Source organism: Paraburkholderia sp. Cpub6 (assembly GCF_014201065.1).
Lineage (GTDB): Bacteria > Pseudomonadota > Gammaproteobacteria > Burkholderiales > Burkholderiaceae > Paraburkholderia > Paraburkholderia tuberum.
On record NZ_JACHDM010000036.1, the window covers coordinates 1 to 12667 of the forward strand.

The 12667-nt window shown below is 63.7% G+C and carries 14 protein-coding genes; 11 read left to right on the forward strand and 3 right to left on the reverse strand.

The annotated features are described in order from the left end of the window. The 4 genes from HDG33_RS33415 to HDG33_RS33430 form a co-directional block, all read left to right on the forward strand. Window positions 1–240 (forward strand): citrate/2-methylcitrate synthase (locus HDG33_RS33415; RefSeq protein ID WP_311548408.1); only part of this gene is annotated, 240 nt, incomplete at its 5' end. 328 nt (window positions 241–568) lie between these two features. Beyond that, the gene (locus tag HDG33_RS33420; RefSeq protein ID WP_184039787.1) at window positions 569–2848 is read left to right on the forward strand and encodes an amylo-alpha-1,6-glucosidase; all 2280 of its coding nucleotides are present in this window, start codon (window positions 569–571) and stop codon (window positions 2846–2848) included. After that, complete coding sequence (locus HDG33_RS33425) at window positions 2845–3471, forward strand: DUF429 domain-containing protein (RefSeq protein WP_184039669.1); 627 nt, start codon at window positions 2845–2847, stop codon at window positions 3469–3471. The genes HDG33_RS33420 and HDG33_RS33425 overlap by 4 nt, the downstream gene beginning before the upstream one ends. A 61-nt stretch (window positions 3472–3532) precedes the next feature. After that, a complete protein-coding gene (locus tag HDG33_RS33430; RefSeq protein WP_184039671.1) occupies window positions 3533–4204 on the forward strand; it encodes a hypothetical protein in 672 nt (223 codons plus the stop codon). Window positions 4205–4337: 133 nt separating this feature from the next. On the opposite strand, the gene lhpH is transcribed toward HDG33_RS33430, so the two are convergent. Both lhpH and HDG33_RS33440 read right to left on the reverse strand, forming a co-directional pair. Further along, window positions 4338–5345 (reverse strand): trans-3-hydroxy-L-proline dehydratase, encoded by a 1008-nt coding sequence (lhpH, locus tag HDG33_RS33435; protein ID WP_184039673.1) that lies wholly within the window; start codon window positions 5343–5345, stop codon window positions 4338–4340. Between the two features lie 29 nt (window positions 5346–5374). Then, window positions 5375–6496: a branched-chain amino acid ABC transporter substrate-binding protein gene (locus HDG33_RS33440; RefSeq protein WP_184039676.1), complete on the reverse strand. Its 1122-nt coding sequence runs from the start codon at window positions 6494–6496 to the stop codon at window positions 5375–5377. Between the two features lie 92 nt (window positions 6497–6588). Here HDG33_RS33440 and HDG33_RS33445 point away from each other — a divergent pair, with 92 nt between their 5' ends. The 5 genes from HDG33_RS33445 (at window position 6589) to HDG33_RS33465 (ending at window position 10623) form a co-directional block, all read left to right on the forward strand. Continuing rightward, window positions 6589–7311 (forward strand): haloacid dehalogenase type II, encoded by a 723-nt coding sequence (locus HDG33_RS33445; RefSeq protein WP_184039679.1) that lies wholly within the window; start codon window positions 6589–6591, stop codon window positions 7309–7311. A gap of 81 nt (window positions 7312–7392) precedes the next feature. Continuing rightward, window positions 7393–8247: a MurR/RpiR family transcriptional regulator gene (locus HDG33_RS33450; protein ID WP_184039682.1), complete on the forward strand. Its 855-nt coding sequence runs from the start codon at window positions 7393–7395 to the stop codon at window positions 8245–8247. A gap of 224 nt (window positions 8248–8471) precedes the next feature. After that, window positions 8472–8702, forward strand: a complete 231-nt coding sequence (locus HDG33_RS33455) for a hypothetical protein (protein ID WP_409259121.1) — start codon at window positions 8472–8474, stop codon at window positions 8700–8702. 5 nt (window positions 8703–8707) lie between these two features. After that, window positions 8708–10036 carry an aspartate aminotransferase family protein gene (locus HDG33_RS33460; RefSeq protein ID WP_184039685.1) on the forward strand — a complete coding sequence of 443 codons (1329 nt, stop codon included), beginning with the start codon at window positions 8708–8710 and terminating at the stop codon, window positions 10034–10036. 32 nt (window positions 10037–10068) lie between these two features. Continuing rightward, complete coding sequence (locus tag HDG33_RS33465; RefSeq protein ID WP_184039688.1) at window positions 10069–10623, forward strand: carboxymuconolactone decarboxylase family protein; 555 nt, start codon at window positions 10069–10071, stop codon at window positions 10621–10623. A 154-nt stretch (window positions 10624–10777) separates the two neighbouring features. On the opposite strand, the gene HDG33_RS33470 is transcribed toward HDG33_RS33465, so the two are convergent. After that, entirely contained in the window at window positions 10778–11086 is a 309-nt protein-coding gene (locus HDG33_RS33470; RefSeq protein ID WP_184039690.1) for a DUF4148 domain-containing protein, read from the reverse strand. A gap of 320 nt (window positions 11087–11406) precedes the next feature. Between HDG33_RS33470 and HDG33_RS33475 the strand changes: the two genes are divergently transcribed. Together HDG33_RS33475 and HDG33_RS33480 are read left to right on the forward strand one after the other, a co-directional pair. Then, a complete protein-coding gene (locus HDG33_RS33475; protein ID WP_184039692.1) occupies window positions 11407–11832 on the forward strand; it encodes an OsmC family protein in 426 nt (141 codons plus the stop codon). Between the two features lie 192 nt (window positions 11833–12024). Beyond that, window positions 12025–12654, forward strand: coding sequence for a TetR/AcrR family transcriptional regulator (locus tag HDG33_RS33480; protein ID WP_184039694.1), 630 nt, complete (start codon window positions 12025–12027; stop codon window positions 12652–12654). Window positions 12655–12667 lie beyond the last annotated feature (13 nt).

Consider the following 12667-nt stretch of genomic DNA (forward strand, 5'->3'; position numbering starts at 1 on the left):
GACGAATACTTCGTGTCGCGCAAGCTGTACCCGAACGTCGACTTCTACTCGGGCATCGTGCAGCGCGCGCTGGGCATTCCGACGTCGATGTTCACCTGCATCTTCGCGATGGCACGCACGGTCGGCTGGATCGCGCAGTGGAACGAAATGATCGCCGATCCCGAGCAGAAGATCGGCCGTCCGCGTCAGCTGTTCATCGGCGAGACGCTGCGTGAAGCGAAGCCGGTCGCGAAGCGGTAACAGGCCGGATAGACGCCCGACAACGCGTTCAACGACGGTCGTCAACCCACGGCTCACGAGGCCGTGGGTTTTTTTACGTTCCGCGCATCCTGCCGCCTGCACGTCCCGTGCCACCGAAAACGCCGTCAAAAAACGGCCCAAAAAGCCGAAACTCCGAGGCGATAAGCTCGTCTCACGCGGAAAGAGCCTCTACAATCGGATGGGCCGGCCAACCGTGGGCCGGCCAACCGGGGCCCGGGTGACGGGGCAACCGGGCCCCGGTTGGCCGATCCGAGGCGAGACCCGAAGTGCAACCAAACGCAGCAGCGAATCCATAGGAGCGACCTTGATACAGCAGCCAGAAGCCCTCGGCGGGCTGACCCACTCGGGCGGCGTCGATCATCGCGAGCCCGAGCAGGACGGCGTTTTCATCCCGACGGAAAACCTTAACGTCGCGAGCGCTACGCAGCACGTGCTCAAGTCGGGCGACACCTTCATCGTCAACGATCCGCTCGGCGATATCACCGGCCACGACGATGGCCTGTTCGTCAACGATACGCGCGTGATGTCGCAACTGCGCCTGACCTTCGGCGGCCGCGCGCCGTCGCTGCTGTCGGGCAGCGTCAGCAGCGACAACACCAGTTTCACCGCGCATCTGACCAACCGCCCGCTGCCGCCGCTCGGCGGCGACAGCACACCCGAAGGCGTGATCCACGTCGAGCGTGTGCGCGTGCTGTCGGGCACCGTGCTCAACGAGGCGATCGAGCTCACGAACTACGGCACGCACGATGCGACCGTGCCGCTGTCGATTTCGTTTTCCAGCGATTTCCGCGACATGTTCGAAGTGCGCGGCCTGAAGCGCGACAAACAGGGTCGCGTGCAGCCCGCGCGCATCGAGAATCAGGAGGTGCTGCTCGGCTACATCGGTCTCGACGACGTGGCGCGCAACGTGCGGATCGCGTTCTCGCCGCAGCCGGACAAGCTGTTCGCCGACCGCGCCGACTACACCGTCAAGCTGCCCGCGCAGGCCTGCGTGTCGATCTATCTGTCGATAGCGGTGCATGTCGTGCCGATGACCGGCAAGCCCGGCGCCGACGTGTCGCAGCCGATGCATGCGTTGAGCGAAGCGCATCTCTCGCAGATCGATGCGGAGCGCCCGCGCGTTGGCCGCACGGCGGTACGCGCGGCAATGGTGGATGCGCACCTGGTGATGCGCGAGCGACGCAACGCGAGCGCGCGCGTGCGTTCGAGCAATCCGCTGTTCAACGCGTGGATCGACCGCTCGTTCGCCGACCTCGGCCTGCTGACGACGGATCTCGCGACCGGCCCGTACCCGTACGCGGGCATCCCATGGTTTTCGACCCCGTTCGGCCGCGACGCGGTGATCACGTCGCTGCAGACGCTGTGGCTGCAACCGCATCTCGCAGCCGGCGTGCTGCGCTTTCTCGCCGAGCATCAGGCGCGCGAGAACTCGCCGTTTCGCGACGCCGCGCCGGGCAAGATCATGCACGAGATGCGCAAGGGCGAAATGGCCGCGGCCGGCGAAGTGCCGTTCGCGCTGTACTACGGCGGTGTCGACACCACGCCGCTGTTCATCGTGCTGGCCGGCGCCTACGCGGCCCGCACCGGCGACGTCGGCTTGATCGACGAACTATGGCCCGCGCTCGAACGCGCGGCGCAGTGGGTCGCGGGCGTGTGCGACAAAAACCGGCACGGGCTGCTCGATTACCAGCGCGAATCGGATGGCGGCCTCGCGAACCAGGGCTGGAAAGACAGTCACGATTCGGTGTTCCATGCGGACGGGCGCTTCCCTGACGGCCCGATCGCGCTCGTCGAAGTGCAGGCCTATGCGAGCGCCGCGTTCGACACGATGGCTCACTACGCGAAGCTGCGCGGCCTGCGCGACGCGGCCGCGCAATACGCGGAGCGCGCGAAGAAGATCCGCCGCTGCGTCGAAGAAAAGTACTGGATGGACGAGGTCGGCTTTTACGGCATCGCGCTCGACGGTCATGGCGAGTTGTGTCGCGTGATGGCATCGAACGCGGGGCATCTGCTGGCGTTCGGCCTGCCCACGCGCGAGCGCGGCGAGGCGGTGGTGCGGGCGCTCGACTCGACGCTGTTCCACACCGGCTGGGGCGTGCGCACACTGGCCGCGAGCCAGGCGCGCTTCAATCCGATGGCATATCACAACGGCTCGGTCTGGCCGCACGACAACGCGCTGTGCGCGCGAGGGCTGTCACGCTATGGCGGCAAGGCGTCGGCCGTGAAGCTGCTGCAGGCGCTGTTCCAGGCCGCGGTCAATTTCGACATGCGCTTGCCCGAGCTGTTTTGCGGCTTCCCGCGACGCCGCGGCGAGCCGCCCACGGCCTATCCGGTCGCGTGTTTGCCGCAGGCATGGGCGGCGGGCTCGCCGTTCATGATGCTCGAGGCGTGTCTGGGCATCACGATCGACGCCGAGCGCCGCGAAGTGCTGATCGAACAGCCGATGCTGCCCGAAGGTATCGACTGGCTCGAGGTCAGCGATCTGCGGGTCGGGGATGCATCGGTGTCGATCACGTTCCGCCGGATCGGCGAGAAGGTGGTGGCGTCGGCGGAGCAGGGCGATGTGAGGGTGGTGGCGCTGCTTTGACGCCGACCACGGTAGCGGGCATCGATGTTGGCGGCGACCGGAAGGGAAACCATCTGGTCGTGCTGCGCGGCACCGAGATCGTGAGCCATCTCGGCAACGCGACCCCCGAACAGATGCTGGAACGGTGTCGCGCATTCGGGGTGGCGGCGGTCGGCATCGATGCGCCGTGTCGTTGGCGAACAGGCGCCGCGGGACGACTAGCCGAGAAGGCGCTCGCGCGGCAGCGAATCTTTTCGTTTGCGACACCGGCTCGCGAAACGGCGCTCGCCAGCAAAAGCGGCTTCTATGGATGGATGTTCAACGGCGAGCGCGTCTATGACGCATTCGTCGCGCACTTTCCGCTTTTCAGCGGCGGCGAAAAAATCAATGACCGCGTGTGCTTCGAGACATTCCCCCACGCGATCACGTGCGCTTTCCTCGGGACGGACGTCGCATCCGCGAAGCAAAAGGGTCCGCAGCGCCGGGCAATCCTCGGACGGGAAGGTATCGCAACAGCGTCGCTGATTTCGATCGACGACGTCGACGCGGCGCTATGCGCGTTGGCGGCACGTTATCTGCTGGAAGGCAGAGTCGATACATACGGTGACGAGCCAGGCGGATTCATCGTGGTGCCTGGACTTTGACACTCACATTCTGGGAGGACGGGTGCACCTGGCACGACGATTCGGAGTATTGCTGCTATCCATGGCGGCGTTGGGTTCGACCGCGGCATCGGCGAACGACATTCAGTGTGCAACCACGCAGCAACCCGCTGAGCGCGTCATTTGCGATCACGCGATCCTGAACAACGAGTACGACGACATCTTCGCGCAGCAACAGGCTCTTCTGAGCAGCGGGAAACTCTCGTCCGCGCAACTGGCGAAGTGGCGGCAGGCGCGCAACGCCTGCATCGATGTGCACTGCGTGGATGGCGTGTTCGCGCAGTGGAAGGCGATGGCCCGGTCCGTCGACGTCGCTCCACAGGCGGCCGCGCCTGGGCCGGCCGCGCCTCTCGTGACGGCCTCGGAAGCGGCGATGGCACCTGTCGGTCCCAATCCCGAAGCGCCTCCAGTCGTATCCGCATCTGATGCATCTCAGGTGTCCCAGGCCTCGCCGACATCGGAGGCTTCTCTGGTGCGTCAAGGGAGTGCCGCCGGTGTGGCGCTTCCGCAGCCCGTCGCGGCGGAGGCTTCCGCGCCCGTGGCTGCCTCGGCGGCGCCCAGCCAGAGCGAATCTCGTGGCATGACCGGCATGAGCGACATCAGTGGCGGCCTGATCGTGGTTCTGCTCGTCGCGCTCGGAGCTGGTGTGTTCTTCGCGCTTCGGAACCGAAGCAGAGCGACCGCAAAGAAGACGCAAGGTAAGAACGGGCGATGAGGTGATGCCAACGCGCTGGCCTCGCGCACGAAGCCGCACTTTGACCTATTGGTCGGGCCGCGCGATTCGCCAATCAAACAACGCGGAATGCCTGTCACAGCGTTCCGCGCTAAAAGCGACTGCAAGGAACCGGTTATCGGACGAGGAAACCGTAAGTCAGCGGGTCACGCTCGTCCACGATCCAGGTTGCGAAACCGCAAACGTATGCGTTGCCCTGGACCTCGGGGACGACGGCCTTGAAGTCGCCGACGGTCGTCTCACTGAGTACACGCCCCTTGAAGACCGTGCCGATGATGGACTCGTTGACGAGCGTCTCGTTGCTCGCCAGTTCGCCGCGCAGATAGAGTTGCGCGACGCGTCCGCCCGTCCCTGAGCCGGTGGGCGAACGGTCCACTTCACGGTCGGCGAACACGCAACAGTTGGCTTGCGTCGAGCCTTCGTGCCGCGGTGCGTTGGCAATGATGGTCCCGTAGATGTGGTTGATTTCCGGGATATCGGGATGCTCAACCGGGTAGGCGTCGTTTGCAGCTTTTTTGACCTCGGCGCCAAACTTGATCAGTTCCTCGACCGAAGACTCCCGGACTGCGAGACCGTGCGGCGCACCGTCCGTATAGAAGTAGAAGGCACCACCGAAGGCGATGTCACCCTTTACCGTGCCAAACGACGGCGTCTCGACCGCGACATCCCGTTTCCAGATGAACGACGGAACGTTGACGAAGCGTACGTTGCCGGCGTGTTCACCATCCCATTGCACGAACGCCTCGACGAAGCCACATGGAGCGTCGATGCCGATTCGCGTCTCGGGAATCTGGCGCTGAACCCAGCCCAACTCGACCGCCGCGGTAGACAGCGCGATAACGCCGTGTCCGCAGTGGTCGCTATAACCCTCGTTGTGGACGAAGATGATTCCGAAGTCTGCCGTGGGACTGACGGGTTCGGTCAGGTATCCGCCGTACATGTCAGCATGACCGCGTGGTTCGAACATCAGCGCGGTACGAATTTCGTCGGCGTTCTCCTTCAGCCACGCTCGACGCTTGACGATGGTGTCACCGGGAAGACGAGGAAGCCCGCTCGTCACGATACGGAACGCTTCGCCGCCGGTATGGACCTCGACTGTCGAAATAGTGCGAGTGATTTTCATGTGTGCGTTGGGGGTTATTCGATTGAACGTCACTGCCCGTAGGGCACCGGAAGGCCGTTTCTGATCACATAGACGGTCGTGGGTGCGCCCTTCAGATCGCCGTTTTCATCGAAAGAGTAGGTGCCCGCCACGCCCTTATAGTTGGTCTTTGCCAACTGGGCGGTGAGCTTTGCCTTGTCGGTCGTGGTTCCCGCTTTGACCATCGCATCGGCCAGCAGTTTTACGCCGTCGTAGTAGCTGACCGCATAAACCTGCGTGTCGGTGTTGAACGCGGCCTTGTATTTCTGCAGAAACTCACGGCCGGCTGGGGTCTTGTCGAGCGCGATGCCACCCTGGGCACAATACACGATAGAGGCCGCGTCACCGGCAACCCTGCCCATGTCGGCCGAGCAAATGCCATCACCGCCAAGCAGCTTGGCTCGCAGTCCGCGTGCGCGCATCTGCCTGGCCATCGGCGCGCCTTGAGCAGCATATCCGCCGAAGAAGACGACATCCGGATTTTTGGCCTTGATGCTGGTGAGAATGCCGAGGAAGTCAGTCGCCGACGAGTTCGTGAACTGTTGGTCCACGATTTGAATTCCATTTGCCTTCGCCTCTTTGACGAACTGCTCGGCCACACCTTGCCCATATGCCGTGCGGTCGTCGATCACCGCGGCGGTCTTGGCCTTCAATGTTTTGGCCGCAAACTGACCCATCGTTCCGCCTAGCTGCTCGTCACTCGCGCCGATACGGAAGATGTTCCTGAAGCCTTGCTTCGTCAGCGCCGGATTGGAGGCAACCGGCAGCATCGGTACCCCGCCGGTGTTATAGACGCGCGATGCCGGAATAGCCACACCTGAGTTGTACGGGCCGAGGACAGCAATCACGCCGCTGTCGACGAGTTTCTGCGCGACCTGAACGCCAACCTTCGGATCTGCCTGGTCGTCCTCGGAGTCCAGTTTGAAAGTTACCTTCTGGCCAGCGACCGTGACACCGCTCTTGTTGAGTTCATCGATAGCAAGGCGGGCGCCGTTCTCGTTGTCCTTTCCGTTCGGCGCTTGGGGGCCCGTAAGCGGAGCCGAGTGACCGAGGGTGACCACCGATTGAGCATTGGCGGATGCGGTGATGCCGGCGGCTGTTAAGACAGCCATTGTTAGGACGAGGTGGCGCATATAGTCTCCTGGTATTGGACCCGTGTTTGACCAGATTAGCTCCGCTTCGGCATGGGTTCAACCTTTGAGCACGCCATCCGACAGGAGGAGTCGTGAGACTGACCGATTTCGATACACTGACTTTTGACTGCTACGGCACCTTGATCGACTGGGAGAGTGGCATCCTTGAAGGCCTGAGGCCTCTGCTGGAGCGAGCCAGGACGCCGCTCACGCGTGACGAGGTTCTCGAAGCGCACGCTCGCCACGAGTCGTCGCAGCAGAACTTCACCCCTGCGAAGCGCTATCAGGAACTGCTTCCCATCGTATATAAGCGCATGGCTGAAGAGTGGGGCCTGCCCTATACACACGAAGAATGCGTGGCGTACGGCCAGTCGATCAGAAACTGCCCGGCATTCGCCGACTCCGCGGTCGCGCTGCAATATCTGAAGAAGCACTACAAGCTGGTCATCCTGTCGAACATCGACAACGAAAGTTTCACCTTCAGCAACGCCAGGCTGCAGGTTGAGTTCGACGCCATCATCACGGCTGAGGACGTCGGGTCCTACAAGCCGTCGCCGCGCAACTTCGAGTACATGCTTCAGAAGCTCGATCAGCGCGGCATCAAGAAGGAAAAAATCCTTCACACGGCAGAAAGCCTCTTCCATGACCACAAGGCCGCAAACGAGTTCGGCCTGGCATCGTGCTGGATTTACCGCCGTCATTCGCAGCCGGGCTTTGGCGCGACGATGAACCCGGGCTCGCAGCCTGACATCGACTTCCGCTTCGACAGCATGGCGGACTTCGTCGACGCGCATCGGGAAGCGCTGGTGAACTGAGCATCTTCGCGCCGTTGAAACGCGCCTGCCCGGTGGTAACATTTGTTGTCATCTCTCACTCCGGCGCCGACCGACCTCACCATGCCAGACAGCTTCGATCAGCTCGTCGCCCTGATTCGGGCGCGCTTTCCCGAACTGAGCCCGCAGTTCCAGATGGGAGCGGGCTTCCTGCTCGATCATCCCGACGAGGTCGCGGTGTCGTCGATGCGCAAGGTGGCCGAGCGCGCGCAGGTGCAGCCCGCGTCGCTGGTGCGGCTGTCGCAGCAACTGGGGTTTCCCGGCTGGAACGAATTGCGCGATCTGTTCGTCGCGCGCGTGCGCACGCGGCCCGAGCCGTTGACGAGCCGGGCGCGCTCGATGGTCAAATCGAAAGATGCGCTCGCGAACGATCTTCTCGTCGCGCAGCAGCACAATCTCGAAACGACCGCCGCGCATAACGGCCGCGTGATCGTCGAGGCCGCGCGCGTGTTGCGGCGTGCGTCGCACGTGCACGTGGCGGGCTTCCGCTCGTGTTACGCGGTGGCGTTCGGTCTCGTCTATGGCTACCGGCTGTTTCGTCCGTCGGTGTCGCTGCTCAACGGCGAGGCCGGCACGCTCGAAATGCAACTGCGCACGATCGAGCGCGACAGCGCGACCATCGTCATCAGCTTCGCGCCGTATTCGGTCGAAGCCGCGCGCGTCGCCGAGGCCGCGCTCGAAAAAGGCAGCAAACTGATCGCCATCACCGACAGCGCCGTGTCGCCGATCGCGTTGAACGCCGACAAGGTACTGATCTTCTCGCACGAAAGCCCGTCGTTCTTTCCGTCGCTGGTGGCCGCCACAGCGATCGCCGAAGCGCTGGTCGCGCATTTGCTCGCGCTCGAAGGCGCGGATGCGCTCGAGCAGCTTGCGCTCGCCGAACAATCGTTGCATGCGAAGGGCGCGTACGTGCCTTGAGCGATTGCGTGAGGCACGCCGCGCTCCGCTCGATATCGTTCAACGGCATTTGACAACAAATGTTGTATTGGCGTATAAATACGTACCGATTGTTGAATATGGTGCGACCCCGTGGCGTCGATGCAGGAATTCAGTGTTTTTCAGGTCAGCGGCGAGCCGTACGACATCGGCTACCGGCTCGGCGAAATCGCCTCGCCGCGGCCGGCCCGCTGCAACCGGCGGCCTTGCTCGACGTACTGCACGATCGCGCGCTGTCGGGCTTGCCGATCTATCGCGACGATCCTCACGATCCCGACGACGAAAACACCCTCGCCACCGCGCTGTTCGAAATCGGCAACGCTGGTGTGTCGATGAAAGCGTATCGCCGGAGGCAATGCGCGTTCGACACTTTCGTCGCATGCGCGACGCCCGAACCGGCCCGCGTTTCAGCGCCCGCCGCCCTCACCAGGAACTGAACATCATGTCCACCGTTTTTCATCGCTTTCCGAAGCAATCCTTGCCGGTGGCCGTCGCGGGCGACGGCATCGAAATCATCGACTCCACGGGCAAGCGTTATATCGACGCGTCGGGCGGCGCAGCCGTGTCGTGCCTCGGTCACAGCAACCAGCGCGTGATCGACGCGATCAAGCGGCAAGCCCAACGGTTGCCGTACGCGCACACGTCGTTCTTCACGACGGAGCCGGCCGAGCAACTGGCCGACCGGCTCGTCGCGAGCGCGCCGGCCGGACTCGAGCACGTGTACTTCGTGTCGGGTGGCTCGGAGGCGATCGAGGCGGCGCTCAAGCTCGCGCGTCAGTATTTCGTCGAGAAGGGCGAGACGCAGCGGCGCCATTTCATCGCGCGTCGGCAGAGCTATCACGGCAACACCCTCGGCGCACTCGCGATCGGCGGCAATGCATGGCGCCGCGAGCCGTTCCTGCCCATCCTGATCGAAGCGCATCACGTGAGCCCGTGCTACGCATATCGCGAGCAGCGCGCGGACGAAACCGAAGAAGCGTTCGCTCAGCGTCTCGCCGATGAACTCGAGCAGAAGATTCTCGCGCTCGGTGCGGACACGGTCGCGGCGTTCGTCGCGGAAACGGTGGTCGGCGCCACGGCGGGCGCGGTGCCGCCGGTGCGCGAATACTTCCGCAAGATCCGCGCGGTGTGCGACCGCTACGGCGTGCTGCTGATTCTCGACGAGATCATGTCGGGCATGGGCCGCACCGGCTATCTGTACGCGTGCGACGAAGACGGGGTGGCGCCCGATATGCTGACCATCGCCAAGGGCCTTGGCGCGGGTTATCAGGCGATCGGCGCGACGCTGGTCAGCGACCGCATCTATCAGACCATCGTCGGCGGCTCCGGCTTCTTCCAGCATGGCCATACCTATATCGGCCATGCGACCGCGTGCGCGGCCGCGCTCGAAGTGCAGCGCGTGATCGCGGAAGACGATCTGCTGGCGAACGTGCAGGCGCGCGGCGAGCAGTTGCGCGGCCGGCTGCGCGAGCACTATGCGCAACATGCGCATATCGGCGACGTGCGCGGGCGCGGCTTGTTCGTCGGCGTCGAACTCGTCAAGGATCGCGTTACCAAAGAGCCGTTCGACGCCAAACTGAAACTGCACGCGACGATCAAACGCGAAGCGTTCGCGCGCGGCCTGATGGTGTATCCGATGGGCGGGACCGTCGACGGCAAGAGCGGCGACCACGTGCTGCTCGCGCCGCCGTTCATCTGCACGGAGCGCGACATCGACGAGATCGTCAGCCGCCTCAGCGATGCGATCGGCGCGTCGCTCGCCGCCCGCTGAGATTCGATCCACCGCCTTTTGCGAGAACGATGATGACCGAGCGCTTGCCTCACTTCGACATGTCCACTGCCACGCCCGAACAGAAGGCGGTGCTCGACGAAATCCTGTCCGGCCCGCGCGGCAACCTGAATGGGCCGTTCCTCGGCTGGATTCACAGCCCCGGTCTCGCGCAGCACGCGCAACGCCTCGGCGCGTTTTGCCGCTACCAGACCGGGCTGCCGCTGCGGCTGTCGGAACTCGCGATTCTGGTGACCGCTTCGCGCTGGCAGGCCCAGGCGGAGTGGTACATCCACTATCCGATCGCGCTGCAGGCGGGCGTCGGCGAAGCGGACGCCGAGGCGATCCGCCAGGGGCGCCGCCCCGAGTTCGCCGATGCCGACGACGCGCTGATCTACGACTTCGCGAGCGAACTGTACGAGACGAAGCGCGTGACGGCCGCGACGTATGCGCAGGCGGTCGGGCGTTTCGGGCATCAGGTCGTGATCAACCTGGTCGGCCTGCTCGGCTACTACGCGCTGGTCGCGATGACGCTGAACGTGTTCGACATGCGCGCATTGGGGCAGCAAAGCCTGCCGTTTCCCGAATAGCGCTTTTGCCAACGAGCGGCTGCGCAGCAGCGCCGCGCGCGCCAACGAAAAGCCCCGGTTGCCGAACTTCGCAACCGGGGCTTTTTACTGCGCGCTGCGTTAACGACTTGCGCGCTCAGTTATCACGATCAGTTACCACGCTCAGTTTCCGCGCTCAGTTACCGCGATACGTCGAAAAGAGACGTTGCTGCACCGTCGCCGGCGCGCCCGCGTCCGACGAACTGGCCTTCGCGCCGCCGACGTCTTGCGAACCTTGCGCCGAAGCGGTGACGATCGTCGAGTCCTGGGGCACGGCCTTCGGATAGGTGGTGTCGTTCTGGTTCAGGAGGCCTGCTTTTTGCGCGGCTACGAGTTCGGCGCGCACCTGAGCGCGCGTGACCGGACCGTTTGCCTGCTGGGCGAACGACAGTGCCGGAACGATAAGAGCGGATGCGACGACGACTGCGGAAAGAAGCGATTTCATGACGACCTCCAATTGATTGTATGGTGGATCGGTGTGAACCGCGTTCCCCGATCCGTTGAACGCAGTCTATTTCTTACGAGGTCAGCAAAAAAGCGGCTTTCTGGCGAAATATTGTTGCCAGTTTTGAGATAGTGAAAAAGGCGCTTTTCCGCGCCGGGACGCGGAAGCGCCTATGATGAAATCCGGTCCAAGCCCGCGCCTGCAAGCCGCGCGGCACCTGCGACCGATGCCCAGGCGCGGACACATCCGGGCGGACCGCCGCGGCGGGCATCATCTTTGGTCGAGCAGCGTGCGCGGCAAGGCACAAACAGGAGAGAGCAATGAAGCGCAAGGCATCGGCAGTCTGGCAAGGCGGCCTGCAGAACGGCAAGGGCTCGATTTCCACCGACAGCGGCGTCCTGAAGGACACCCAGTACTCGTTCGCGACGCGCTTCGCGGACGGCATCGGCACGAATCCGGAAGAACTGATCGCGGCTGCGCATGCGGGATGTTTCTCGATGGCGTTGTCGGCGGAGCTGGGCAAGGCCAACATCACGCCGGAGCGCATCGGCACCACGGCCACCGTCACGCTCGACAAGGACGGCGGCGGCTTCGCGATCACCGCAGTGCATCTCGACGTGACCGTGAAGATTCCGGGCGGAGACAAGGCCGCGTTCGACAAAGCCACCGCGGACGCGAAGGCCGGGTGCCCAGTGTCGAAGGTGCTGAATGCGACGATTACGATGGATGCGAAGCTCGAGACCTGAGCCTCTGCAGTCACTGTGAGCGCGCAACGAAGCCGGCGACGGGCCATGTCCGCCGCCGGTTTTTTTGATGCCGGTTTTCGAATGAACGGATGACCCCGGCGCGAGTAGGCCTACGGAATGCATCCTTGATTTATTGAACATCCAGTCATAATATCAACGGACCGACGCAACCAGGCAACAAGGTCATCGCAATTGAGTCATTCAAAGCAAGCCGCGAAAAAATCTGGCGAAACATGTCAGCGCGGCCGTCCGCGCGAGTTCGACACGGCCACCGTGCTGGCGAACGCGAGCCAGGTGTTCTGGGATCACGGCTACCACGCGACGTCGATCGACGATCTGTGCAAGGCCACCGGCCTGCTGCGCGGCAGCCTGTACGGCGTGTTCGGCGACAAGCACGGCATCATGCTCGCCGCGCTGGATCATTACTCGGAAGGCGCGGTCGCGCGGCTTGCGCAGCGACTGAGCGCGACGACCGAGCCGGAGCAGGCGCTGCGCGACGCGCTGCTGCACTACGCGAGGGTGTCCTGCGCATTGAGCGGCCGGCGCAGCTGTTTCATTACGAATACGACGCTCGAAATGCAGCCCGATGACGAAGTGCTGCGCGCGCGCGTCGCCGCGATTCAGCGCCGCATGGCGACTTTGCTCGCTGCGGCGGTGATCCGCGGTCAGGCGAGCGGCGCATTCGATTCGACGCTCGACGAAAAAGCCGTCGGCGATTTCCTGTTATGCGTGATGCAGGGCTTGCGGGTCATGGGGCGGGTCGCGCATCAGCAAGATGCGCTGATCGGTATCGTCGATGTGGCGATGCGCGCGCTGGTGTAACGCCTCGTCCGCG

Bases quoted from the DNA above. Each gene is read 5' to 3' on its own strand.
- HDG33_RS33430 (WP_184039671.1), top strand. From the start codon at position 3,533: ATGGCGGCGTTGGGTTCGACCGCGGCATCGGCGAACGACATTCAGTGT.
- lhpH (WP_184039673.1), bottom strand. From the start codon at position 5,345: ATGAAAATCACTCGCACTATTTCGACAGTCGAGGTCCATACCGGCGGC.
- HDG33_RS33440 (WP_184039676.1), bottom strand. From the start codon at position 6,496: ATGCGCCACCTCGTCCTAACAATGGCTGTCTTAACAGCCGCCGGCATC.
- HDG33_RS33450 (WP_184039682.1), top strand. From the start codon at position 7,393: ATGCCAGACAGCTTCGATCAGCTCGTCGCCCTGATTCGGGCGCGCTTT.
- HDG33_RS33460 (WP_184039685.1), top strand. From the start codon at position 8,708: ATGTCCACCGTTTTTCATCGCTTTCCGAAGCAATCCTTGCCGGTGGCC.
- HDG33_RS33465 (WP_184039688.1), top strand. From the start codon at position 10,069: ATGACCGAGCGCTTGCCTCACTTCGACATGTCCACTGCCACGCCCGAA.
- HDG33_RS33470 (WP_184039690.1), bottom strand. From the start codon at position 11,086: ATGAAATCGCTTCTTTCCGCAGTCGTCGTCGCATCCGCTCTTATCGTT.
- HDG33_RS33475 (WP_184039692.1), top strand. From the start codon at position 11,407: ATGAAGCGCAAGGCATCGGCAGTCTGGCAAGGCGGCCTGCAGAACGGC.